The organism is Nostoc sp. (assembly GCF_036919675.1).
In the GTDB taxonomy this organism is placed as follows: domain Bacteria; phylum Cyanobacteriota; class Cyanobacteriia; order Cyanobacteriales; family Nostocaceae; genus Nostoc.
Genome location: NZ_JBALCP010000078.1, coordinates 17,895 through 41,846, shown reverse-complemented (window position 1 = coordinate 41,846; position 23,952 = coordinate 17,895). Strand labels below are relative to the sequence as shown.

Genomic DNA, 23,952 nt, shown 5'->3' with positions numbered 1-23,952 from the left:
TTAGCTAGTTATCCATTTCATTTTCCCATTCCGCACCGCTAAAAACAGCGCTGATCTTTATTACAATTGCAACTGCCCGAAAATATTCCGGTCTTTCCAGCTATAAATGCGAACAAAATAGCCTTCTTTTACAGAAATACGTGGTGTCCACTCATAAACTCCATCGCTAGCAGTACGGGAAGAAATGTTTTGGATAAGTTTGTTTCCATCGTACAACTTAATCGAGACATCACCGTCAAAATTATCCCGCCACAATATTAAATAAGGCTGATCCTTCTTTGAAAGTACTTTCTTCACTGGCTGAGTGATCAAGATTTTTGGCGCAACCTGATTTTTGATTTTCTTACGGAATCCCAGATAATGAGGTAGGTGTCGGAAAGCCGGATTTTCTTGCGGATTAGACAGTTGTGGAACAATAATATTTCCGTTCTGGGAATTGAACAAATAAGTTGATCTGCCGCCGTCAACGGTAATGATATCGCCTTTGACTCCTAATTTACGTAATAAATCGGCTGCTTCGTCCAGAGTTGCTTGGTTCACCGTCATAATCAACAAAAGCTCGTCACCCTTAACACCATCTTTGTCCAGAGTACCGATGATTTGATACTTATTCGCTTGGTTTTGGGCTAATACTTTTGCCGGATGATCCCTGTATAGGTAAGTGACAATGGCATTGTTCACTGCTTTTTGGTTCAGAGGCGCACCACTAACTTGGTCGTAATCGGTAATGTATGCCTGCTTACTATTCCAGACTAGGGCTTTGAGGTGAATATTAGTATAGTATTTCTCTTTTGGTTGCTTGATTGGGCCATAAGGGCTAGTGCCACCACTGATGACTACACCATTCAGTTTAATTGGAAAGGATAATTGAGAACTAGATTGGTATTGCTCAAAAAAAGAACAGTTAATCAGAGAAAAAACATTATTTGCGTAAAGTTTCTTATATTCGTCTGCAACTTCAGAAAACAACTTGGTTTTGAAAAAAGGGCTGTAATATTTACCTTCTCCTTTATAATATTTACCTTCATTTAGACCCATATTATCTACCTCTCCAGTAATTTGGTCTATGTGCATTTGGCCCAGATTAATAACTTGTAAATATGCTTCGTTACCATTTGTTAATTGTTTTTTATATAAAGCTGCCCTGTCTATAGCCTGGAGAGGCTGATAAGAAGACAGAGGGTTGAAAGTTTGGGCAATCAAAAGGCTACTTAGAATCGGCAGCAAAAAAAGCAATAAATTGATTACAGCATTCATCGTCTCTTAACCGCAATTGCACAAGAAGTTGTCGTTACCACTTTAAGGCTAATAAGTCGCGTAGGCGTAACCCGTCGTAGACATCGCATCCACAAAACTTTAGTTAATTTAACTTAGGGAAGTTTTGAATTTCAGGTAGTAAATAAATTTATATAGCGGTGTGCAGTTGAGTGAAATACAAAAATTTTGCTGAAATGATTTGACAGCAAGGACTTTGGTGTTCTTATCCAATCGATAACCGCTATAAGTTAATTGCAATGATTTAAGCGTTGCTTATAAATCAACCAGCATTAGCTGCAAATGTTAAAGCGTTTGCAGGACTCATTTATACATTTCTGGCAATGACTTAAGCATTGCTTATACATGTAATAGTATTTGTTGCAAAAGATGAAGTATTTTGAGCAATTGCTTATAGCTAACCTACAAATGCTTAAACATACCTTATGAATGATCTAACATTAGCTGCAAACGTTTAAATTTTGACAACTTGTGTTTGAATGAGAGCGATGTCTACGACAGGCTACGCCTGCGCTCTTTGGTTAATAGTTGGTGATCATGGGTTGAATGAAACTCAAGATAAAGCGATTTTGTCCAGTATTCTGGCGGACATGACATTGCGATATCCACTGCCATCCAATGTCATCGCACTTAATATTTTGCGCCGAAATGGTTATTCCTCCATCACCTCAATCCAAAGATTTACCTCTAATGAGATTGACCCTGTACAAAAAGCTGACCAAGAAGGAGGAAGCCCCAAGCCGATGCGCCCTGCCAGTTTGCCGAGCGGTTTTTCAACGTGCGGCACTGGGCCGAGATGCCGCGTGGCGGGCACTTCGCGGCGCTGGAGGAGCCGGGGCTGCTGGCGGCCGACTTGCGAGAGTTCTTCCGACCATTGCGGAAGAGCTAGCGTAGAGTAGTTGCTACTACCTTCTTCTTACAGCTATTTTCAGGTAAATAGACCACCCGGTAGGGGCGCAAGGCCTTGCGCCCCTACGACAGATGTGGTTCAAATAGATAGAAAACTGCTGTAAGTAGTCAAATGGGTTCTATATTGCACTCAACTGCAAACTGCTATATATAGCCATTATGAACCGCCTACACAGAACACATGAAAATCTTTCTTCCCCAGTCCCTATTTTCCAGTCAGTTGGTGAAGCATTGAGGCAACGCCTGCTGTAGTATGATTGTGGTTTTATCCTACTAATGGTATAAGAGATGACGGCTCAATTTGAATACAGCACTCTCGCCCATCCACAGGATATTCAGCAACTGGGGTATATCTTTGAGCAGTGTTATATCAGCGCATTTGGTGGCGAGGAAGTTTACATCAATCTCATTGGCGTAGAAAATTTCCGGATTATCCGTAAATTGCAGCAAGTAATTGGTGGATTGGCAACTTTGGATATGGGTCAGTGGTGGGGTGGTCAACGTGTACCCATGACAGGAATTGCGGCAGTGGGCATTGCTCCAGAGGATCGCGGTTCGGGAGCTGCGATCGCTCTAATGCAGCACACCCTCAAAGAACTTTATGCTAGGGGTATACCGCTCTCCGCTCTTTATCCGTCTATTCAAGGCTTGTACCGAAAAGTCGGGTATGAGCAGGGGGGTCACTTGTGTGATTGGGAAGTTGCTGCTAACAGTATCCAGGTGCGGGAGCAACCCCTACCTTTGGAACCAATAGTGACCATCAATCATGAAATCTTTCATCAGCTATATCAGCAGCAGGCGAGACAAACGCATGGATATTTAGACCGATATCCAGCAATCTGGGAGCGCTTAATCCAACCAGATGAGAAGGAAACATTTTACGCATATTTTATCGGTCCCAAAGAGAAACCCCAAGGCTACATCCTCTTCAGCCAACATCAAGCAGAGGATGGCGCAATTCTGCGGATCAAAGATTGGGTAATACTCACAGATACTGCTGCACAAAGTTTTTGGTCTTTTCTTGCCAATCATCGCTCTCAAATTGAGCGGGTGCGATGGAGGAGTTCTGTGATTGATTCCCTAACATTGCTGCTACCAGAGCAGACTGCCAAGATCAGGCATACGATCCGTTGGATGTTGCGGGTAGTACATGTAGTCAATGCGTTGGAGGCACGGGGTTATCCATCAGGAATCCAGGCTGAACTGCACTTAGAAATTCAAGATAATTTGCTAACTGGAAATAATGGTAAATTCATTCTTTCTGTCGCCAACGGACGTGGTGAAGTTACCAGAGGTGGAAGAGGTGAGTTGCAGCTAGATATCCGAGAATTGGCACCATTGTATACAAGTTTGTTCACCCCCTACTATTTGCAACAAGCCAGAAAACTGAATGGGACAGAAACCGCTATCTTAGCAGCTACGCAAATATTTGCAGGTGCGTCGCCTTGGATGGCTGATCACTTTTAGGGACTTCCAGTTAAAAAAACATCCCATCGTAGGGGCACAAGGCCAAGATCCTCTAGAAATGTACAAATAATTTTGGATAATTTATTTTTTGTCAGTCCCTTAAGGGGAGTGGGGAGTTAGGAGTTAAAAGTTTTCCCGCTGCTTCCCCTGCTCCCCTACTCCCACACCTGAGTTACTAACTGAAATTGCTAGTTAGTTCAGGAAATTTCCAGTGCCAGTTCCACCATACCTACCAACAGCAGGAATTTCTAGTAGGCTATCCGTGGCTTTGCCAGTACCGTCATTGGTAACAGAGGTAGAGTTACCCGGATGTCCATTCGGAACGAACAATTGCGGGTGGTCAAAGGGCGCTTTCTCATACCGAACTCGCTCATCAGTCAGTCCCTTTAAAAAGGCGACCAATTGCTGTTTTTCTTCTGGTGAGAAATTCAGCGGCGGAAGAACTCCAAAGTCACCACCCCGATTGTAAAAATCAACCACTTGCTCTAAAGTCGCCTGACCTCCATTGTGAAAGTAGGGAGCAGTGAGTTCCACATTGCGAAGTCCAGGTGCTTTGAAGGCTCCGTCTGCAAACACAGTTTCATTAGGACTCAACGGTGGACTGAGAATGGGGGGGTTTTCGCCGAGGAGAGCCTGAAATTTCCCTAACTGAGCCAATCGTGCCTCTGAAAGCGGATTACCTTGGCCGTTACCAGACAAACCGTCATTACCACCCAAACCGGGGTCGTCCGTAACAGGTCTGACGCCGATATTGAAGAAGCCATTGTCTTCAGGGCTGTTTGGAGGGAAGGGCGCACGTTTGATTCGGCCGTTTTTAGCCACGTTGCTCACTGAAGCAGCTGTTAATTCTGATCCAACATGACAACCAATGCACAGACCTTTGCCTTCAAACAGTTGTTTACCTAGTTGCTGCTGCTTGGTTAGGGCTGTGGTCTTTCCTTCCAAGAAGCGATCAAAAGGCGTATCATTGGCAATGAGTGTAGACTCGTACAACTGAACTGCAAGCCCAAAGAATAGCGAGAAGTTATACTCCAACAGTGTGTACTCATTGGTTTGGGAAGAGTTATCAGCCCTGTTGACAAAAGTCCGTGTACCTTGAGCATCAACTTGGATGAGTCGATTAGACTTCCACCACTCCGGCCTAAAGGCATCTTTAACCAACTGCTCGTAGGTTCTATCCTTCAGTCCGGGTTTAGGCCATCTACTGTCTGCACCTAAAACGCTGTCTTGTGGATGCACAACCTGTTTGCCTAGCGGTCTGAGGCGAGTTAACTTTTGCGCCAGGACTCGAGGGAGCTTTGTACCCCTAATTGACAGAATATTTTGCAGCAGTCCGCTGAGAGATTTTCTGTTGTCAATTTGCTTGAGGTTATCACCAATTCCTTCAATAGAACTGAGTAGCGAGCCGACCTGAATATCATCTTGCAGCGGTCCGTTGAAAGATGTTCTGTTGTCAATTCGCCCAAACTTATCACCAATTTCTCGAAAAGTGCGACCATCAGCAGACGTCTCGAAGGAATTGAGTGGTGGACCTAGTGCCTGGGAAGCCAAAGACGAATTATTCAGGCTGACTTTGACAAATTTGAGTTGATTTGGGTTTTCTGCTTTCACTACAGAAGCGTTAGGGTCTCTTAAACCGAAGGGATTCACCCCATTAAAGATCCGCTGCGCCCTTCCATCCCAGAAGTTGCGGAAGTTGAATGCTGCATTAATTACGCTTGGCGTGTTACGCGCCTGGACGCGGCGCACATTCGTACCTCCCACGTTAAACACAGGATCTGGCTCGGTTTTTACTTCGTCTTCCGCGCTACCAGGTTTAACATTAACAAATTTCGTATCGAAGACCCCCTGAGAGGAACTGACATCGTTACGGTCAGACACAACGGTCTTGGGATCATTCGGGTTTGACAGCTTGTGGAAGGGAAAATCTTCTTTTCTTAGCTGGTAGTTTGGCGCACCACCTACATCAAAAACTGTATCCGGATTCGGTGTATGATCAGCGTTAATCCGCAAAAGCCCAGGAGAAATCTGATTTTTGGATCTATTGTCGGCTCCAGCATGAAAGTGACAACTAGCACAGGAACTCAGTCCGTCGCTCCCAACCTGTATATCCCAAAAAAGAGTCTTTCCTAATTTGATCGCGGCTACTTTGTCTTTTACAAAGTCTCCAAGATTGTCAGGTTCTGGAACCGATACGCTCTTGAGTGAAGCGAGAGGCGGCGTAACCTGCGCTGATACAGTATTTCCAGCTATTACTGCTGCCAGAATAATCGCAGCAATTGTTATAGTCCTTAAAAATCTTGATCTCAGGTAGTTAATCTTGCCATATCTGAATCTCCACTCTTGGGGCTTTATTTTTGTCACCAAAGATTTGAGCAAAAATCGACCTTTTGAAGTCAGTAGCAAGTAAATTGATAAGCCTGTAATAAAGACTACTAAGCCTATGAAGGGTATAAACCCCATAGTTTTTTGTAATAAAATAACAACGGATAAATTATATACTTACGCGAAAGTTCTAAATTTAATATTCATGTAAAGTAACTACATAAATTTACGAATTTTATGTGAACAAAAAACGCCATATGACTACCAAGAAATTGAGTAGGAGAGGTAAGCTGTTCTACTTTAATTTACATTAACTAGACTGCTGACATCCTTTCTCCACAGGAGTTTGATAAAATATAGATATGCAAAATAGATGCCTTTTAGCTTGTTATTAGCCCTACTTTGAGTAGGATATTTGAATGTTACTACATCAAAGTTCTGGTCGGTGGCGCTTAGGGCTAGCGCTATCGCTATTGACGGTCTTATTGTGGGGAATTTTACCTATTGCTCTGACGGTAACTTTGCAAGTACTTGATGTATATACCGTCATTTGGTTTCGTTTTTTGGTATCTTTTTTCCTACTTGCTATGTATTTAGGAATACGCGGTAAATTACCAAAGTTAGAACAATTGTTTTGTGCTTCTGGGAAATTATTAGCGATCGCTACAATCTTTTTAGGGATTAATTACTTTTTCTTCATGCAAGGTTTAGCACTAACATCGCCTGCTAACGCTGAAGTTCTCATTCAATTATCTACCCTTTTATTAGGTTTAGGAGGGTTAGTAATTTTTAAAGAACGTTATCGGCTATATCAATGGATTGGTATGAGTGTACTAACTTGCGGTTACCTTTTATTTTTTGGTGAACAACTAAGGAATTTAATTACAGCGCATGGCACATATATACTAGGTAGTGTTTTGATTGTGCTAGGAGCCGCAGCATGGGCTATTTATGCATTAGCACAAAAGCAGTTATTACAATCTTTATCTTCTTCTAGTATCATGCTGATTATTTACGGGGGCTGTGCTTTATTATTCACTCCTCTAGCCAGAGTAAAATCGCTTTTTATACTTGATACTTTACACTTAGGAATATTGATTTTTTGTGCTTTGAATACTTTAATCGCTTACAGTGCTTTTGCCGAATCATTAGAACATTGGGAAGCATCACGAGTGAGCGCAGTATTAGCTTTAGCTCCCATTGTGACATTAATATCAGTCGGAGTTGTATCAGTTATTGCACCTTATTGGATACCAGCAGAACACTTCACTATCATCGCAATATTAGGAGCAGCTTTAGTAGTCATAGGCTCAGTAGCGATCGCTTTGGTAAAAACTGATTAATAAAAAGGATTTTCTGGATTTTTACTGGGTTTTTCATTTAGTGAATTCGTGCCATATTCAAAGCTACAACATAAATACTGAGGCAGAATATTTTTTATTTGTTATGATTTGATGGTGAAGGCAAACTACTGGAGTCAGCCTCTTGTAAGATGGATATTTTACTCATCTGTATGACTCCGTAGTATCTGATTTTTGACTTGATAGCCAAGAGAAAAATTCTTGAATAAGAATTCAAAAATCAGAATTCAGGAGTCAGGTAAAGCTTTTTCTATTCGCCAGTCATACACAATTCATCCTGAATTATAACGACTGACTCCTAAATTCTGTTTTGATAAAATTGAGGCTAATAATTTAAGTAGACCAAGCAGGGTGTCCGAATAACTACCAAAGCCAACACCGAATAAAACCAGACCACCGAAACAGTTGAGCGATGAATAGTTTGTTTGGTAATTGGGCCAGCACCCTGAGAAAAAATTTCCTGTTGCTGGTTCTTTCAATGATGCTGCCAACATTTGGAATTAGTAATTCTGTCTTGGCAGCAGAGCGGATTTATGCATCTTATTCAGCTTTAGAGCTTTCGATTTCAGTCACTACTTTAGAAAACTACGCCAAAACAGGTGTAATTGACGACGAGTTGGCAGCCTATCAGCAATATCTGCCTCTTCAACAGCTTCAAGAATTGCGGCAGATTTTACTTAATCGGGTGAAAGTTAGTCCGGTAGTACTTTCGCAATTTCTGTACACACCGCAAGGAGAATTTTTGCTGCATCGGTTGGCGCAAGTGATTAAAACCAAATCTCCTCAACCAGAACCAGAATTTCATACTTTGCGTTCGGCGGTAATTTTAGCCTCTGCTGAATCAGGAGGCTTGACACTTTTGAATGTGTTGCGTAAATATCCCACCAACAGGATTAACCTTGATGTAGTGCAGACTTTGGAAATAGCTACAGAATTGGAGAAACTTGTTAATAAAACCCATCGAGCGATCGCAGCAGTTTCCCAAGAGTCTAAGATTGAAGCTGCTACTATAAAACAACCAATTTTCTCGCAATTGGCTGATTTACAGGTTCCGGGAAAGTTTAAGTCGCAAAAATATACCCTGAAGTTTTTCGACTCAACCCGCAATCGGCCTTTATTAACTGATGTTTATATTCCCAATGTCCAGAATGCTGCACCTGTAATTGTGATTTCTCACGGCTTGGGTTTAGACAGCAGCAACTTTCAATATTTAGCCACTCACCTAGCTTCCTACGGATTTGCCGTCGCCGTTCCCAATCATCCTGGTAGTGATGCTAAACAATTACATTCTCTGTTGAATGGACGCGCCAATGATGTAGCAGAACCAAGTGAATTTAAAGACCGACCTTTGGATGTAACATATATATTGAATCAATTGGAAAAAGGTAACCAATCTGATTCACGATTTAAAGGTCGGTTAAATCTGCAACAAGTTGGAGTATTTGGTCAATCTTTGGGAGGCTATACAGCCTTGGCCCTGGCAGGCGCTAAAATCAACTTTGAGCAGCTAAAACAAGACTGTCAACCAGCAGCGCTGCAAAATACCTGGAACATGTCTTTACTGCTCCAGTGTCGTGCTTTAGAATTGAACATCAGTAAATCTGCCAAGGATTATAACCTGCGGGATCAGAGAGTAAAAGCTGCGATCGCAGTTAATCCCATTACTAGTTCTATTTTCGGGAAAGCTGGCTTAAGTCAAATTAGAACTCCAGTGATGATTGTCAGCAGTAGTGATGATACAGTTGCACCAGCTTTATCCGAACAAATTCTACCTTTCTCCTGGTTCACTAATTCACAAAAGTATCTCGTCATGCTTGTAGGTGGCACCCACTTTTCCACCATTGGCAACGGTAACCCTGCAAATCAACAAGTAGCATTACCTGCTGATATGATTGGTGATGCTTCCCAAGCGCGTCGTTACATGAATGTTTTAAGTTTACCTTTCTTCCAAACCTATGTTTCAGGAAGGTCACAATACACTCCCTACCTTAACGCCGCCTACACTCAAAGCATTTCTAGTCAGTCTCTTGGTTTGAATCTTGTCAAGTCATTGAATACAACAGAATTGGCACAATTGCTAGATTTTGAAGGAGCAAAACCTTTAAAAAAAAAGTTCCCAACACCATAGTCAGCTTCGGATTTTGGATGTTGGATATTGGTGTTGCATTGCTGCATGTAATGATTTTTATTTGACTTGTATAAATTTAATTAATTATGTATGTATGTGCAGTTTATTTGCATGAAAATGCAAATAAATATAAAAGCAATTAGACTGAGAAAAATCTATTTTCAGCGTTGCTAAATCATCACATAAAAAGCTCATACATTCGGCGTCAGGCGTTCCCACTTTCTTAAACGCAAAGGTAGAAAGAAAAGCTCATTGGTCAGGTTCATTACCAATTCCCAGTTCCTTTTTGCTGTGCTTTAACTCTTTCCAAAGTTGCTTAATCTGCTTGTAAGCTTCTTGAGGGTCAAGCTTTCCCGATGTTTCTAAAATGGAGATGAAGCTAACTTTTTGAGCAAATTCTTGGAGATTGGCATTAAATACCAGACACTCTGGCCGAATTTGACCGTAGTAACGACTGCGCGGGTAAAAAAAACCGTTTTTGTCTGGTTGGTTGGATTGTACCATTAGCTAGGCTCCTATGTATAATTTTTATTCATGATAGCCAACCAACTCAAAAAGTGGTGTGACAGTCGTTACAACATATTTTCCTTTAACTTTCTAATCTGATTCAGTAGCGAAAACTTCGAGAAACACTCTTGTGTTTTCGATTAAAGTAGCATTTCCACATCCCAAATCTATTGAATAGAGACTATCGCTTATATCAACATTAGAACTGAGAGGGGCTGCTGAGACAGCTTTTTCTTTCACTTAATAATCTGTTATCGACAGTATAACAACATCATGTTTGCTTTTAATAAACTCCGAAATCTTTCTTAAGATAGATTTAAAACCATTTTTAGTAGGTATAGCAAAACTATACCTTTTATCCAAAAGCATTCATTTAGCTGTGACTGATGATACTTGGTTTTGGAATAACCCCGTTTACGCAAGAAAGCTTAACAGCATTGGCTCTCACATATCTTCATGTCGCTTGGTTGTATTCATCAAAGCAGAAGGTAACACACGCTTAAAAGCGGGCGATTGTAGCAAAGAACATGACTTTATCGTGGACTACAGGCGCAAGTGAGCCTACTATTACGAGTAGGGGAATAATCTTTGTTTGCTGCCTTTTGAAAGGGTAGGCGTTTTCCCTAAACAGAAGTAGTCGCCAAATAACGAAAAACTATAAAATTTCACCGTGCAAGGTTTTCTCAACTTAAACAAACCATTTGACTGGACTTCCCACGACTGCGTAGCGCGGGTGCGAAAATTATTGCGCCTCAAACGTGTGGGACATGCGGGAACCTTAGACCCAGCAGCTACCGGGGTATTACCAATCGCCCTTGGTAAAGCCACAAGATTATTACAATATCTGCCAGACAACAAAGCTTACAAAGCCACCATTCGGCTGGGTGTGCGGACTACAACCGATGATTTACAAGGTGAAATCATCACTTCTCAACCTTGTGCTGGATTGAGTTTAGCAGAGGTGAAAACTGCACTGGCACAATTTGAAGGCAAGATTGAGCAAATACCACCTATTTACAGTGCAATCCAAGTGGATGGTAAACGTCTCTACGACTTAGCACGCCAAGGTAAAACGGTGGAAGTTCCAGTGCGAACAGTGGAAGTTTTTCAGATAGATATTTTGGACTGGAGAGAAGGAGATTTTCCTGAATTGGATGTTGCGATCGCCTGTGGTTCTGGTACATATATTAGAGCGATCGCTCGTGACTTAGGTGCAATTTTAGAAACTGGTGGCACTCTTGCGGCTTTGATCCGCACCCAAAGCAGTGGTTTCGATTTAACAGATAGTCTCACTTTCACAGACTTAGAAACTAAACTGCAAACCCAGACATTTCAACCTTTTGTACCTGATGCTGCCTTGAAACATTTGTCATCTGTAACTTTACCAGCAACATCTGCTCAAAAATGGTGTCAAGGTCAGCGAATTTCTCTAACTTTCGATGTTTCTGGAATAGTGAGAGTTTATGATCAAGAGACTCGCTTTTTAGGTATTGGGCAATTAGAAGACGAAGTGTTAATTCCCCAAATGGTTTTTGAACCTATTTCTTGAAAGTCTGGTAAATTGAAGGTTTTAATTTGAACACAGAGTTTGGGCACAATCTGTAAAATTATCACCAATAGTAAACTAAATGGGAGCTTTACCCAATAATTGGGCAGATATTCAATCTGATATCACATATCAAACAACGAGTGATTTGCTAGTTTCGTTTGCAAGCGAGCAAATATGACCTAACTAAGGCAATTTCCGTTAATAAATTTACCGCCGCCGTTGGTTTCGACTTCGCTCAACCAACTAGGAAATCGAGAGTTGAGCGAAGCGATGCACTGAGTCGGTCGTTGTGTCGAAACTCGTCAACCTGGGTATATTCTTTGTCAGAAATCACCTAAACACTGGAATGCTTCACCACTAGCCGTGTGACACAATTAGAAGAATAATATAAGGAACTGCTATGACACAAAGGCTAGATCGGATTGAGGCAATCCTAGAACGGACAGCACAAAGCGCTGAAGCGAATACGACAGCTATAGAAGCAAACGCAGTAGCTATAGATGGTAATAGAGTACCCATAGAAGCGAATAGAGTTGCGATGTCTGGCGACAAGCCGCTTCTCTACGAGAGGCTACTTCGGCTACGCTCAGCACAAGTGCGCCAACGCGTCTGTGCCCAACTACGCTCAACCGTAAATTCCTTGGTGCAGGTAGTTGAAATCCATCAGCTCAACCATTTTGAAGGAATTGTCACCGAACTTAGAGAAATCAGCTCGGATATTAGAGGGTTGAGAACTGAAAGTCAACCCATTTTAGAACATTTATTCGGTAGACAGGAGAAGGGCGAGTAATGAGCGATCGCCATACCACCACTGCTGCACGTCTTAATGTCTACATCCAAGGTCAAGGATTCCCCATTTTGGGCTTACACGGTCATCCTGGTTCTGGTCGTAGTCTTTCTGTCTTTACCAATCATTTATCAAAACGCTACAAAACTTTTGCCCCTGATTTACGTGGATACGGCAAAAGTCGCTGCAACGGCAATTTTGATATGAATGACCATTTGACCGATTTAGAAGCGCTGCTAGACCGTTTTGAGATTGAAAAGTGCCTAGTATTGGGATGGTCACTTGGGGGCATTCTGGCAATGGAATTGGCATTACGTTTGCCAGAGCGCGTTACAGGGCTGATTTTGGTGGCGACAGCCGCAAAACCGCGTGGCAGTCATCCGACCATCACTTGGCAAGATAATTTATATACTGGTGTTGCTGGACTACTAAACTATATAAAACCGAGTTGGCCATGGAATATTGAAACTTTTGGCAAGCGATCGCTTTTCCGCTACTTAATCCAACAACATACACCTACCACTTACAACTATATCGCCACCGAAGCAGTACCAGCTTATTTGCAAACCTCTCCTGCTGCTACTCGCGCCCTCTATAGTGCAATTCAATCGGGATACAACCGACTTCTAGATCTGCAACAAATACAATGTCCTGGTTTAGTACTTGCTGGTGACCAAGACCGCCACATCACATCTGATTCCAGCTTAGAAACTGCTCAACACCTGCAAAATTCTCAGTGGCAGTGCTATCCCAACACCGCCCATCTTTTCCCGTGGGAAATTCCCCAGCAGGTGCTGAATGACATTGACCATTGGCTGGAAGAACATCCGCAGGTAATTGGTATTGATACTGCTCACGTCTAAGGTAGGGGAAATTCTTGAAAAGTCAATATAGACTTTCAAACGTGTGTACCAACCACCCCGTCAATAGTCAAAAGTCCAAGGGTTTTTGACTATTGAAAAAATAATTCGTAATTAGAACCCGAAATTACAAATTACGAATTACGAATTGTGTTCATTCTCTGGCCTAACTTAAAATTTGACCGCCAAAGGCAGGCTGTACTTTGCGGTCAATCTTTTCCCCCAAGTCGTCAGCGATTGTTAAAGTATTAGGTTTGCAGCGCTTGACATGCACAGCAATTCCCTGCGCTCCTTCGACTTTCAAATCTTCTATATATCCGGTACTTGACAATTTTGCATCAGAAGAATTCAGAAATGGTCCGAAGTAGTACGTGCAGCGGGGATTCTGCGTCACAATCTCTACCCACCAAGCCAAGCCGAGGTAGTCGAATGTGTTAATCAACACTTCCTTGAGGTTATGCCAAATGGTTTTCATAATTTTCGCGGATTTATAAACGTGCTACAGGGTATTAAACGATATACTACTTGATTATCTTTTACATTTCTTTATACTCTCTTACTATTATTTTTTCAAAGAAAATTTTTGTAATTTATCTAAGTGCAGTGTACTTAGCGATCGCTGCCGATAAATTTCATAAAGCGCCATACCCGCTGCTACAGAAGCATTGAGGCTGGGAGTCTTACCCTGTAGAGGAATCGATACTAAAAAATCACAGGAGCGTTGAGTTAACATACTCAGACCTTCGCCTTCTGAGCCAATTACTAAAACTATTGGGCCAGTGAAATTGACTGTATGCACGGGTTCGCTCCCACTTGCAGCAGTGCCGTAAATCCAAAAGCCAGCTTCTTTTAATTCTTCTAAGGCGCGGCTGAGGTTGACAACTCTAGCTACAGCAAAATTTTCTAAAGCACCTGCTGCCACTTTCATGACAGTGGAAGTGATCCCAGATGCCCTTCTCTGGGGAATCACCAATCCTTGAGCGCCTATTGCTTCGGCGGTGCGAATAATTGCTCCCAAGTTGTGGGGATCAGTAATCCCATCAGCCACGACAATTACAGGATCGGTTACAGCTTTTGTCTGTTCAATTAGATCCGGCAATTCGATGTAGGCGTAGGGAGCAATTTGTGCCGCCACACCTTGATGATTAGCCCCGTTGGTGAGATGGTCTAAGCGCTTGGGTTCAACCTCATCAATAACTGTGCCATTTTCCTTCGCTTGCAAGAGAAAATGGTGAAAGCTGGGATCGTAGCGCAGACGGGTAGTAATCCAGAGGCGATTGAGATTGCGCTGATTTTGCAACGCACTCAATACTGGATGACGACCGTAGATGAGATCGCTATCTTCTTCTGTCGGTGTAGAAGATACAGACATCTGGGAGAAGTTACTATTTCGTTGTCGGGAGTTGCTAGAAACGGGGTTGCTATCTATTTTCCTGGGATTGCGAGTCGGCTCAGCAACAGAAATGGGGTTGCTATCTATTTTCCTGGGATTGCGAGTCGGATTAGCGACAGAAATGGGATTGCTATCTATTTTCCTGGGATTGCGAGTCGGATTAGTAACAGAGATGGGATTGCTATCTATTTTTCTGGGATTACGAGTCGGATTAGTAACAACACGCTTACCCTGAATTTTTACGGGTTGTCCACGATTTGGTTCGCTAGAAGTCTTGACTTTTCTTGGTTTATTCTGCATTTGAGTTATGGATATAGCGTATAGTTGGTCATCCCGATTCCCTCAATTTTTTGAGCCTAATCTACTGCTGTAGCTACTGTGAAATTGAGTTTTCACTCTTTTTCTACATGAAGTATTTGCAACAGTTCGGTTAGACGCTGGTAATCGGTGAGATATAAGTAGCCAATTAAGGTTTCTAGACTAGTTGCCTGTTGATAAATTTCGGGATTAAGTCGCTTTGGGCGTCCTGTAGCGGCGTTTCTACCCCGTCGGACAATTTCTAATTCAGTGTCTCTTAGATGAGGAATCAGCGATCGCAAATGTAGGGCTTGTGTTTCCGCTCTTACCTGCTCCACTACCAGACTATGGTAAATTCCTGACCGCTGCAATGGCAGCAGATAGAACATTCTAACATACAACTCATAAATTGCATCCCCCAAATATGCTAAAGCAGTAGGAGAAATTTGTTGCACTTGTGAAAGGGAAATCTGTTGGAATGGCCCTGTGGTTGCCAAGAGTGCTTGAGTCCAAGATAAACTCTGTTTGGGAGTTTCATCTTGTCCATCTAATAGCTCTTCCTCCTGTGACTTCACAAATAAATCATTCCTTGACGGGCTAGATTTGGCAGGCATTCTTCGCAAAGACTGATTTTTCTGAAGTATGCCATGATAGTATACTTAGCATAATCAATACTATCAAAATTACTTCCTAATTTCATCTTTTTGCTTGAGAGTTGGCATTTTAAATCACCCTAATGTCAACGCCTATAAACCAAATTTCGCCTACTTCTTGTGGTCTATGCCTAAGATAGAGTAAAATTTGGACATCAAATTCACCCTTTTACTTGATCACATTGCCAGGCTTACTTAGTAAGCGACAATTTCTAACTATACAGTATCAAGTCAAGTTTATATATAGACAAATCTGCTGGCTTTGTATTTTGCTAGAACTTTTTCAGACTTGATTGTTTATCCGAATATTCTAGCCAACGATTACATATCCAATATCTGTGTGTCTATATCTTTAGTTATTACTCAACTTTAAACATAATAACTTAACTGGCTTTGTGCCTCCCCCACAAGGAGAGAGGTTTTTTGCCAGAAGTTTTAAAAATTAAGCTATCCAATGTTGAATCTGGATAGCTGAATTGATCTCTCGGTTCAAGCAATCAAGATTGCTTAACGTTTTCTAGAGCGTCTTCAACTGATTTTTGCAGGGAGAGAAACTTCTCTAGGCGAACAAGCTTGACCGTTTGAGTTACGCGGGCATTCGTGACAATTTGCAAAGTGCCTTCAGCAGTTTGAGCCTGCTTGGCTAGCTGCACCAGAGCACCCAAGCCAGAGCTATCAATAAAGTCGATTTGTGAGAGATCCAAAATAATGTGCTTAGGGCCCTCGTCAATCTTGCTGCCAAGTACTTTGCGAAATGTTGGTTCAGAAAAGGCATCTAACAAACCTGTGAGGCGGAATAGCTGGCAGTTATCCCGGACTTCACGAGTGCCCCTCAGGCTAACGGTTAGATTCAGTGGTTCAGCAATAATTCCCTCCTCATGAGTTAAAGTGAACGCTCAAGTATAGATGGTTTTTGAGCAAGTTGTCTACAATCTTCTGGGGCATTGGGCATTGGGGATTGGGCATTGGAAAATTCTTTTCTAGTCCCTATGCCCTATGCCCCATGCTCCATGCCCCATTCCCTATTTTTACCTCACCTCGGCTGCAACGGCTTGACGTGCTGTTCGCATTACTTGAACAAATTGCTCAAACAAGTAATCAGCATCGTGAGGGCCAGGACTGGCTTCTGGGTGATACTGTACGGAGAATACAGGCAGAGATTTGTGACGTACCCCGGCAATGGTGCGATCATTTAAGTTCAGGTGGCTGATTTCCACGACTGCCGTAGGTAAAGAATCTGGGTCAATAGCAAAACTGTGGTTTTGGCTGGTAATTTCTACCCGTTGTTGTGAGCCAGCAGGCTGATTTAAACCACGGTGACCAAATTTGAGTTTATAGGTTTCTGCCCCTAGTGCATGACCTAAAATTTGGTGTCCCATACAAATCCCAAAGATGGGTTTTTGACTTAACAGGAGCGCTTTGGCAGTTGCAATCCCTTCAGTGACAGCAGCAGGGTCACCAGGCCCATTAGAAAGAAACACACCATCTGGATTGTAGTTGAGGATTTCCTCTGGTGGCGTATCAGCAGGCACAACAATCACCCGACAACCGTAACTTACTAAGCGACGCAAAATATTGCGTTTTACGCCAAAGTCAAGGGCAACAACAGTAAAGGGTTCCCCAAGATTTTCCGCAGCCTCAGAGTTGAATTCCCAAGCTGGAATTGTGGGATCTGACCATTCATAAGCCGTTGGGGTGGTGACTTCACTAACCAGATTCAATCCCGCCATGTTGGGAACCGCCTGTACCTGCTCTAGTAATTCCCCCTCATCAAGAATAGCTGTGGAAATGCCACCGTTCATCGCTCCAAACATCCGAATTTTGCGGGTGAGGGCGCGGGTATCGATGCCGTATATCCCTGGTACTTGGTTTTGTTTAAGGTAGTCAGGTAAGGATTGTGTCGATCGCCAGTTACTTGGTTTGTGACAAATATTGCGCGCGATCGCACCCCGCACTTGGGGGCCATCTGATTCCTCATCTTCAGGATTGACGCCAGTATTCCCTAATTCAGGATAGGTAAAAATGACAATCTGACCGCAGTAACTAGGGTCGGTCAGTACTTCTTGGTAGCCAGTCATGCCAGTGTTGAACACCACTTCTCCGATCGCGGTTCCCGTCGCACCGAAAGACCAACCGCGATAAGTGGTTCCATCTGCCAGGACAAGTAAAGCAGGTATTGTGTCAGTCAGGGGCATAGGCTATAGATTATGGATTGGGCATGGGGGAGCCACTGCGCTCTTGGGGTTTCCCCAAGTGGAGCAAGTGGCGTCATTGGGCATGGGGCATGGGGCATTAATCAATTGTTCCCCCTGCTCTTTCATCTCTCTCATCCCTCATTCCCCAATACTGCGATTGTTAATTATCCCATGAGTTGGGCAATTGGGATTTTTTAGAATAGTTAATTAAAATTAAAAGGGAATTAAAGTAGCGGGAGTGGCTTTGGCAAAGCTTGGGCAGTTAAAATTAATTATGCTTCAGTCCTTTTTATCCCGTGCAACCCTAATTTTTCTATCAAGCGCTCTAGCGGTTTTGTGTGTTGCCTGTAGTGAAGACAAACGGAACATTGCGACTGGTGGCAATGAGCAACCCGCGCCAATTGGGGATCTGCCATCAATACAGCCTGCCGTCGAACCAGCAACACCAACAGCTACCCCAGAAGCACAGCCGCTAGAGCCGTCTGAAAGTGAACCAAGTCTTTTTGAGATGGGGCTAGACAAAGCCGTTGGCGCTTGGAGTATCAGCCAATCTGCTCAATCTCCAGGTGATTGGACTTTGGTGGCGAATCAGTACCAGGATGCGATCGCGCTGATGCAAAGAGTGCGGCGACAAAGCCCAGAATTTACGATCGCTCAAACCAAGATTACTGAATATCGACGCCAAATAAAATATGCCAAACAGCAAGCTAATCCTCGCCCTGTGCGCGTTGCCGAACCGAAGAGGATAGTAGTTCTTGTTCCCCACACAGCAACCACACCAAAGTATACCTCACCTCTATCACCTCTACAAGAAACTAAACCGTTACCACCAGAGCCACGTTTACCCTCATCAGTAGTGCTGATTCCAGATCAAGCAGTATTTACAGCCCCGATTAAAAGGCGAATTGGTGGAACGCCAATTGTCGAAGTCACCTTCAATGGCCAGCGACAATTTGAGATGATTGTGGATACAGGAGCCAGTGGCACTGTGATCACCCAAGAGATGGCCAATGCTTTAGGTATAGTGCCAGTAGGGAGAGCGAAGGCAAACACCGCTAGTTCTAGAGCTGTAGAATTTCCTGTGGGCTACGTTAATTCGATGGCAGTTGGCGGGGTAATAGTGAATAAAGTAGCAGTAGCGATCGCAGGGGCAGAACTAGAAACTGGACTTCTAGGACATGACTTTTTTGGCAACTACGATGTCACCATTAAACGTAATGTGGTAGAATTTCGCCCGCAATTGCGATCGCAAATCAATTCCCCAGAAACTCAACTAACTGCTCCAACTTTGTCCAAGCCGCCCCACTTTGTAGGATATCCTTAGCTACTTTAATCCCTTGGGCGTGATCCAGCAATGCGATCGCACCCGCTACTTGCAGGGCCAACGACGCATTTAAGGCAACTACATCTTGTTGCGCCTGAGTTCCCTTACCTTGAAGTACCGCCTTGAGAATCACCGCATTCTCTTGGACATCCCCACCCCGAAGCATACCTATGGTAGCAGGCGTTAGATCCAAATTCAGGGGATTAATTGTAGTTACCTGCACTTCTCCATCTGATAACACCGCCAAGTCAGTTTCATCTCCTAATCCAGCCTCATCGAGTTTTTCTCGCCCATGCAGCACAATCGCCTTTTCCTTGCCCAAATTCTGTAAAGCTTCAGCAACGGTTGCCAAAAGTTTGGGAGTAAATAACCCTACCACTTGCCCAGTTGGACGCAAGGGATTTACTAAGGGCCCAAGCAAATTAAAAACTGTTCGCACTTTCAAAGTCCGCCGTAATGAGGCAACCGCCTTGAGGGCTGGATGCCAACCAGGGGCAAACAAGAAAGTGATCCCCACCTCTTGTAGTGCTGCTTGCACTTTTTCACTAGAGGCACTCAAGTTTACACCCAAAGCTTCCAAGACATCGGCACTCCCCGTGAGACTTGAAGCTGAACGATTGCCGTGTTTAGCGACTGGTACGCCATAGGCAGCAGCAACAAAAGCAACCGCTGTGGAAATATTAAAGGTTGATGAACCATCTCCACCAGTGCCACAGGTATCTATTACAGTAGCGGGGTGTTTAGCCTGTGGTAAGTGCTGAGTGTTGAGTGGGGAACACTGAGATTGTAATACTTCAGCCATGCCGGTCAACTCGTCGGCAGAAATGCCTCTAAAGTTCAGCGCTGTTAAAATAGCCCCTGATAACTCTGGGGGAACCGCTTCATTGAGCCAACCTTGCATCAATTCAGCAGCTTGAGTACGGGACAAGGATTGGCCATCTATTAATTGTTGCAGCAGGATATACCAGCTAACAGAGGATTCTTGAGCAGGGATTGCGGAGGTTGTCATCGCTAAGGTTTGTGGTGTTGTAGGGTGTAGCTACGTTGAAGGGCATGGGAGCTATCCTACCGGAAAATTGGCCGCTATCTATCAAAGTTAGGTTGAAATATCAAGGCTCAACTGCAAAGCTGGATTAACAAGCTTCTGATTTTTTGCTTTTTTATCCAAATCAAGTTTTACTTCGTAATTAGTAATAAATAACTCTTTTCCTTTAGCTGCACCACTCTGCTTATAGTTATTCATTCCATACTGCAATTCCCATGCTGAGATATTAGCCCATTGAAAATTCTCTCGAATTTGTAGTGAGTCGTCGTAGGTAATTAGCCAGCGATGATGGCATTGTTGCAAAATTTCAGCAAATCTCTGATGCTCAAAAGAGGTGTGCAAGTCACCATCTTTACCATATAGCTTTGACTTAGTAGCACTAAAATATGGTGGATCTAAAAATAAAAATACATCTTCTCCCTCTGGTTTTAATAGGTGGCTGTAATCAAAATTAGTAATTTGGACATTTTCTGATAAAATATATTCTAATTTTTCTAATCGTTCTATTGAAGAATCAGTAAATCTTTTATGAAAAGCTTCCTGGGAAAAGCCACCTGATTCTACAGTTCCTGAAAAAGTAATTCTATTAAGGATGAAAAAGCGAACGGCTCTTTCTAAATCAGATAAATTATTGACATCTACCTTAGTAAATTCTGAAAATAGTAATTTGCCATCTGTATATTTGACTTTAATATGTCTAATTTCTTTAACTAATTGAGCTAAATCAGATTGAGCAAACTTCCAGAATAAGAAGAGTTCGCGGTTTAAATCGTTAATCCAAATCTTGATATGAGGAAACTTTTGTCTTAAATAAATGAATACAGAACCACCACCCACAAAAGGTTCTCGAAATTCCGAAAAGCTCTCTGGCAAGTATTCAACTATTTGATTTATTGCTTTTGACTTACCGCCAGGATAACGGAGTGGGCTTTTGAGCATAATTAAAAATTATAATGTCTAAAAATTACTGGATACTTCTATTTTAAGTCTCTGATTATTTTGAGCTTCTAAAGCCAATTTTTTGATAATTGCTCTTTGATTTGTATTAAAAATTTTAATATTAACTTCTAAAAAATATTCTAGTTCTTCTAATGATGCATCTGGAAAGACAATAGAACCAACAACATTGTTACCTGTAAGCTTTAACTTTGTAACAAATAATACTTTTTGACCATTCAACATTAAAGAATCTAAATTAGAAAATAAAATTAGCTTGAATAAACCATCTTGAATATCAGGAAGCTTTGGCAAAGATGCTGTTGAAGTATTTTTTGACTCTTGTATAGTATACATATTATTCTCGAATAATATCTCATCAGGAGTCAAATAGTAAATTCCGCCAAGATAGTTTTCAATACTAAAAGTTGCTTTTAATCCATCCACTAAATATTCTAGCTTATGAGAAGTCAGCGCTTCTCTTTTACTAGCACTTTGAGAACCTTTAAGAGAAATATTCTTAAATTCCTCAAACTCTTCTATAATTTTAGATAAATATTTATCTTGTCCATCTCGTGAGTGAATTATCACTCCAGTTTGATTAAAAATATAATCATAAGAATCTAGAGCTTTTTCAAAAGTTTGTGTAAATCTTTCTTCAAAGAGATTTTTGTTCCAATGGAGTGCGCTTTGGTGATATGCGAATATTTCATTGATTTGAATTTTTACAAAATCATTAGCAAATTTCTGATGACTTAACTTATTCTTGTTAATTTGCGCTTTTTTTGTGCTTTTTTTTGCTGTTTCGTAATAAGCAAGTACTATATAGATATTAAGCAAATTCATCCAAGAAATTGTAGAGTATTGAATTTTATCTATATCGCCATCTTTGCCCTCATCTTTAATCACTGGGATAATAGTTATAACTTTCGATGAATTATATATATTATAAATTCTGGCAAATGGATAACTTCTCGTTCTCTTAGGTGATACCCATTTTGAATAAGCAATTTCAGTTGTAGGTGACTTGATTAATCCATAACCCCTTTCTTGATTGACATCAAATACATCTAAACTAATCCTCTTTAAATTATCATCCAAGTAAGTTTTATAGGTCACTCCCTTGATAAATCCTGTAAAATGTAGAACACCTGTCATGTCTTCAAACTTTTATTAATATTTGTCTTTGCCAGAGTTTAACTTAACTTTGGTTATTAAAGCATAGAAATCCGAATTATTCATGGCGTGAGTGGAATTTTAGTTATCACGGATAAATAATCTTATTCACAACAATTTTTCCCTACTAATTATTGAGATGATTCTGCTATGTAGAATTCTGGCAGCGTTTGTCTTCCCCGTATTTTTGTCTGGTAGTAAGTCACAGGTAATTCCCTGTTGCGCGATCGCAAACCTGTTATGATAAAACTACGTACCCGTAATATAGACTTGCTTACTGAAGTTTTTATTGAGTTTATGTTGCAATTACGTAAAATTATGTTACATTACTTTACATGCAGTTATAACTGTTACAACATAAACGCTCAGGGTGTTATTTATGGCAAACGTTAAGAAGACTACGCCTTCGGTTTCAGAAGATCCTAATGCTTTGCGCTGGGGCTTCACTCCTCAAAGCGAAAACTGGAACGGCCGTTTTGCAATGATTGGTTTTTTATCTGCCGTTTTACTTGAAGTGTTTTCTGGTCAAGGGATTTTACACTTCTGGGGCATTCTATAGATTTAAACGTTTTTACCTTCATTAAATAATGAGGCAAGGCAGGGATTCGTAAAATCGTCTGCCTTTGCTTTATGAGAGAATTCTGTTACCGTGATGAGCGAAATATTACACGACCTGGGGATTCTTCCTGATTAATTCGCGCATATACTCGAAGACAAGTTAATACTTCCCCAGGAATACCGCCACAGTCTAGTTGTAAGTCATCCTTGGATGAAGCACAGATATCCGCATAAAGTCCCGATAATTGGCGAATCCGCACTTCATAACCTGCTTTAATTGTTTTATCAGCGACTTTCTTTAAGATGCGTCGTGATTCATGTTGTAGCTTTCCCCACCAAGAATAGCGTTCAGCCGGAGGTACAAATACTAGGGAATGTATCGCCTCGTCCATGTCAATCCAAGTACGGAGAATTGACAGGGGATCAGTGTTTTCCTCTGCTTTTTGGGTGCGTTGGAAGCGATCGCTTAAAGCATCAATATATTGATGGCACTGTTCTGGTTTGGAGTGTAAGGAAATGACATCGAAGCTAAAAACGCTCTTTAAAGCATGGTGTAAATCGGGGTCGATTTCGATAAAATTCATATATAAAAATAGGAATGCCGCTGGTAAATCAGATGCATTCCCTTGGGTAATTTTAGAGTTTAAAAATATTTGTTGAGATAAGCCTAATCCCTGAGTCTGAACAGTACCACTAAGTCCAGGGTAGATAATTTCATCGCGGATAAAGGGAAGTTGATAGAGATTAGAATTATCTGCGATCGCACCAACTTTTTGAGCTAAATCTAAGGTTCGTTGTCGCCAAGTTGCAGCCAAATCCTCTGGGACTCGCAGCAGCTTGCGTTGAATTTCATTCCACAAATCAGAGTCCGTTGTGCTTTGCAGTTGGGAATTACCCAGATAATAACTAAGTTCTGAGTCAGAATCGAAAGCTTCGCGGAGGTGACTTAGTTTCAAATCATCTGATTTTGGGGGTGTAGGTTGCAAGAGGCGATGAAGTTCTTGCAGCACTTCATCGCATATTTTAGATCCTGGATCTAGCGGAAATTCTGTGCGGGCCTGATTTAAACTAGCCTCTAGTCCATACAAACTAAACCGCAGTAACTGGGCTAATTCTGAGTTTTCTATCTCTAAGAATTGACGCAAGTGCTGCATGAATATCACCTCCAAATATTTTTATATTGAATTAAATTTGGCAAACCTCTGCA

21 protein-coding genes are annotated in these 23,952 nt (G+C 41.9%); 9 read left to right on the top strand and 12 right to left on the bottom strand.

The features are described from left to right. Positions 1–60: 60 nt before the first annotated feature. Positions 61–1,257, bottom strand: coding sequence for a hypothetical protein (locus V7K49_RS17540; protein ID WP_335206613.1), 1,197 nt, complete (start codon positions 1,255–1,257; stop codon positions 61–63). Positions 1,258–1,763: 506 nt separating this feature from the next. Here V7K49_RS17540 and V7K49_RS17535 point away from each other — a divergent pair. Then, entirely contained in the window at positions 1,764–2,174 is a 411-nt protein-coding gene (locus V7K49_RS17535) for a hypothetical protein (RefSeq protein ID WP_335206612.1), read from the top strand. Between the two features lie 298 nt (positions 2,175–2,472). Beyond that, positions 2,473–3,651 carry a GNAT family N-acetyltransferase gene (locus V7K49_RS17530; protein WP_335206611.1) on the top strand — a complete coding sequence of 393 codons (1,179 nt, stop codon included), beginning with the start codon at positions 2,473–2,475 and terminating at the stop codon, positions 3,649–3,651. Positions 3,652–3,843: 192 nt separating this feature from the next. Here the strand turns inward: V7K49_RS17530 and V7K49_RS17525 are convergent, their stop codons facing one another. Further along, positions 3,844–6,114 carry a cytochrome-c peroxidase gene (locus V7K49_RS17525; protein WP_335206610.1) on the bottom strand — a complete coding sequence of 757 codons (2,271 nt, stop codon included), beginning with the start codon at positions 6,112–6,114 and terminating at the stop codon, positions 3,844–3,846. A gap of 281 nt (positions 6,115–6,395) precedes the next feature. Here V7K49_RS17525 and V7K49_RS17520 point away from each other — a divergent pair, with 281 nt between their 5' ends. Both V7K49_RS17520 and V7K49_RS17515 read left to right on the top strand, forming a co-directional pair. Further along, positions 6,396–7,319: a DMT family transporter gene (locus V7K49_RS17520; protein ID WP_335206609.1), complete on the top strand. Its 924-nt coding sequence runs from the start codon at positions 6,396–6,398 to the stop codon at positions 7,317–7,319. 430 nt (positions 7,320–7,749) lie between these two features. Beyond that, positions 7,750–9,465, top strand: a complete 1,716-nt coding sequence (locus V7K49_RS17515) for an alpha/beta hydrolase (protein WP_335206608.1) — start codon at positions 7,750–7,752, stop codon at positions 9,463–9,465. Positions 9,466–9,714: 249 nt separating this feature from the next. On the opposite strand, the gene V7K49_RS17510 is transcribed toward V7K49_RS17515, so the two are convergent. After that, positions 9,715–9,969 (bottom strand): DUF7219 family protein, encoded by a 255-nt coding sequence (locus tag V7K49_RS17510; protein WP_334969291.1) that lies wholly within the window; start codon positions 9,967–9,969, stop codon positions 9,715–9,717. Positions 9,970–10,642: 673 nt separating this feature from the next. Here V7K49_RS17510 and truB point away from each other — a divergent pair. The 3 genes from truB to V7K49_RS17495 all read left to right on the top strand — a co-directional run bounded on the left by truB (position 10,643) and on the right by V7K49_RS17495 (position 13,171). Further along, complete coding sequence (truB, locus tag V7K49_RS17505) at positions 10,643–11,521, top strand: tRNA pseudouridine(55) synthase TruB (protein ID WP_334871492.1); 879 nt, start codon at positions 10,643–10,645, stop codon at positions 11,519–11,521. A gap of 400 nt (positions 11,522–11,921) precedes the next feature. Next, positions 11,922–12,311, top strand: a complete 390-nt coding sequence (locus tag V7K49_RS17500; protein ID WP_335206607.1) for a hypothetical protein — start codon at positions 11,922–11,924, stop codon at positions 12,309–12,311. Continuing rightward, positions 12,311–13,171, top strand: coding sequence for an alpha/beta fold hydrolase (locus V7K49_RS17495; RefSeq protein WP_335206606.1), 861 nt, complete (start codon positions 12,311–12,313; stop codon positions 13,169–13,171). Before V7K49_RS17500 ends, V7K49_RS17495 begins: the two co-directional genes overlap by 1 nt. Positions 13,172–13,334: 163 nt before the next feature. Here the strand turns inward: V7K49_RS17495 and V7K49_RS17490 are convergent, their stop codons facing one another. From V7K49_RS17490 to carA, 5 genes are all read right to left on the bottom strand, one after another. Then, positions 13,335–13,643: a DUF1816 domain-containing protein gene (locus V7K49_RS17490; RefSeq protein WP_335206604.1), complete on the bottom strand. Its 309-nt coding sequence runs from the start codon at positions 13,641–13,643 to the stop codon at positions 13,335–13,337. Between the two features lie 87 nt (positions 13,644–13,730). Continuing rightward, positions 13,731–14,861 (bottom strand): 23S rRNA (guanosine(2251)-2'-O)-methyltransferase RlmB, encoded by a 1,131-nt coding sequence (gene rlmB, locus V7K49_RS17485; RefSeq protein WP_335206602.1) that lies wholly within the window; start codon positions 14,859–14,861, stop codon positions 13,731–13,733. Positions 14,862–14,953: 92 nt separating this feature from the next. Further along, entirely contained in the window at positions 14,954–15,433 is a 480-nt protein-coding gene (locus V7K49_RS17480; RefSeq protein ID WP_334871497.1) for a Mini-ribonuclease 3, read from the bottom strand. Positions 15,434–16,008: 575 nt separating this feature from the next. Beyond that, on the bottom strand, positions 16,009–16,380 hold the full coding sequence (locus V7K49_RS17475; protein ID WP_273769590.1) for an STAS domain-containing protein: 372 nt from the start codon (positions 16,378–16,380) through the stop codon (positions 16,009–16,011). A 159-nt stretch (positions 16,381–16,539) separates the two neighbouring features. Further along, complete coding sequence (carA, locus tag V7K49_RS17470; protein ID WP_335206600.1) at positions 16,540–17,706, bottom strand: glutamine-hydrolyzing carbamoyl-phosphate synthase small subunit; 1,167 nt, start codon at positions 17,704–17,706, stop codon at positions 16,540–16,542. Positions 17,707–17,980: 274 nt separating this feature from the next. On the opposite strand from carA, the gene V7K49_RS17465 reads away from it, so the two are divergent. Continuing rightward, positions 17,981–19,030 (top strand): retropepsin-like aspartic protease family protein, encoded by a 1,050-nt coding sequence (locus V7K49_RS17465; RefSeq protein WP_335206598.1) that lies wholly within the window; start codon positions 17,981–17,983, stop codon positions 19,028–19,030. Here the strand turns inward: V7K49_RS17465 and trpD are convergent. The 3 genes from trpD to V7K49_RS17450 all read right to left on the bottom strand — a co-directional run bounded on the left by trpD (position 18,960) and on the right by V7K49_RS17450 (position 22,169). Beyond that, a complete protein-coding gene (gene trpD, locus V7K49_RS17460) occupies positions 18,960–20,039 on the bottom strand; it encodes an anthranilate phosphoribosyltransferase (protein ID WP_335206596.1) in 1,080 nt (359 codons plus the stop codon). The genes V7K49_RS17465 and trpD overlap by 71 nt on opposite strands. Positions 20,040–20,126: 87 nt before the next feature. Beyond that, a complete protein-coding gene (locus V7K49_RS17455; protein ID WP_335206595.1) occupies positions 20,127–21,014 on the bottom strand; it encodes a DNA adenine methylase in 888 nt (295 codons plus the stop codon). Positions 21,015–21,032: 18 nt separating this feature from the next. Then, a complete protein-coding gene (locus V7K49_RS17450) occupies positions 21,033–22,169 on the bottom strand; it encodes a hypothetical protein (RefSeq protein WP_335206594.1) in 1,137 nt (378 codons plus the stop codon). A 397-nt stretch (positions 22,170–22,566) separates the two neighbouring features. On the opposite strand from V7K49_RS17450, the gene V7K49_RS17445 reads away from it, so the two are divergent. Beyond that, positions 22,567–22,746, top strand: a complete 180-nt coding sequence (locus V7K49_RS17445; RefSeq protein WP_273763134.1) for a high light inducible protein — start codon at positions 22,567–22,569, stop codon at positions 22,744–22,746. 85 nt (positions 22,747–22,831) lie between these two features. Here V7K49_RS17445 and V7K49_RS17440 read toward each other — a convergent pair whose 3' ends face one another. Then, entirely contained in the window at positions 22,832–23,899 is a 1,068-nt protein-coding gene (locus tag V7K49_RS17440) for a hypothetical protein (protein ID WP_335206593.1), read from the bottom strand. Positions 23,900–23,952: the final 53 nt, after the last annotated feature.

What these genes read in the sequence shown, in the direction of transcription:
- V7K49_RS17540 (WP_335206613.1), bottom strand. Translation starts at nt 1,257, where the DNA reads ATGAATGCTGTAATCAATTTATTGCTTTTTTTGCTGCCGATTCTAAGT.
- V7K49_RS17535 (WP_335206612.1), top strand. Translation starts at nt 1,764, where the DNA reads ATGTCTACGACAGGCTACGCCTGCGCTCTTTGGTTAATAGTTGGTGAT.
- V7K49_RS17530 (WP_335206611.1), top strand. Translation starts at nt 2,473, where the DNA reads ATGACGGCTCAATTTGAATACAGCACTCTCGCCCATCCACAGGATATT.
- V7K49_RS17525 (WP_335206610.1), bottom strand. Translation starts at nt 6,114, where the DNA reads ATGGGGTTTATACCCTTCATAGGCTTAGTAGTCTTTATTACAGGCTTA.
- V7K49_RS17520 (WP_335206609.1), top strand. Translation starts at nt 6,396, where the DNA reads ATGTTACTACATCAAAGTTCTGGTCGGTGGCGCTTAGGGCTAGCGCTA.
- V7K49_RS17515 (WP_335206608.1), top strand. Translation starts at nt 7,750, where the DNA reads ATGAATAGTTTGTTTGGTAATTGGGCCAGCACCCTGAGAAAAAATTTC.
- V7K49_RS17510 (WP_334969291.1), bottom strand. Translation starts at nt 9,969, where the DNA reads ATGGTACAATCCAACCAACCAGACAAAAACGGTTTTTTTTACCCGCGC.
- V7K49_RS17500 (WP_335206607.1), top strand. Translation starts at nt 11,922, where the DNA reads ATGACACAAAGGCTAGATCGGATTGAGGCAATCCTAGAACGGACAGCA.
- V7K49_RS17495 (WP_335206606.1), top strand. Translation starts at nt 12,311, where the DNA reads ATGAGCGATCGCCATACCACCACTGCTGCACGTCTTAATGTCTACATC.
- V7K49_RS17490 (WP_335206604.1), bottom strand. Translation starts at nt 13,643, where the DNA reads ATGAAAACCATTTGGCATAACCTCAAGGAAGTGTTGATTAACACATTC.
- rlmB (WP_335206602.1), bottom strand. Translation starts at nt 14,861, where the DNA reads ATGCAGAATAAACCAAGAAAAGTCAAGACTTCTAGCGAACCAAATCGT.
- carA (WP_335206600.1), bottom strand. Translation starts at nt 17,706, where the DNA reads ATGCCCCTGACTGACACAATACCTGCTTTACTTGTCCTGGCAGATGGA.
- V7K49_RS17465 (WP_335206598.1), top strand. Translation starts at nt 17,981, where the DNA reads ATGCTTCAGTCCTTTTTATCCCGTGCAACCCTAATTTTTCTATCAAGC.
- trpD (WP_335206596.1), bottom strand. Translation starts at nt 20,039, where the DNA reads ATGACAACCTCCGCAATCCCTGCTCAAGAATCCTCTGTTAGCTGGTAT.
- V7K49_RS17455 (WP_335206595.1), bottom strand. Translation starts at nt 21,014, where the DNA reads ATGCTCAAAAGCCCACTCCGTTATCCTGGCGGTAAGTCAAAAGCAATA.
- V7K49_RS17450 (WP_335206594.1), bottom strand. Translation starts at nt 22,169, where the DNA reads ATGACAGGTGTTCTACATTTTACAGGATTTATCAAGGGAGTGACCTAT.
- V7K49_RS17445 (WP_273763134.1), top strand. Translation starts at nt 22,567, where the DNA reads ATGGCAAACGTTAAGAAGACTACGCCTTCGGTTTCAGAAGATCCTAAT.
- V7K49_RS17440 (WP_335206593.1), bottom strand. Translation starts at nt 23,899, where the DNA reads ATGCAGCACTTGCGTCAATTCTTAGAGATAGAAAACTCAGAATTAGCC.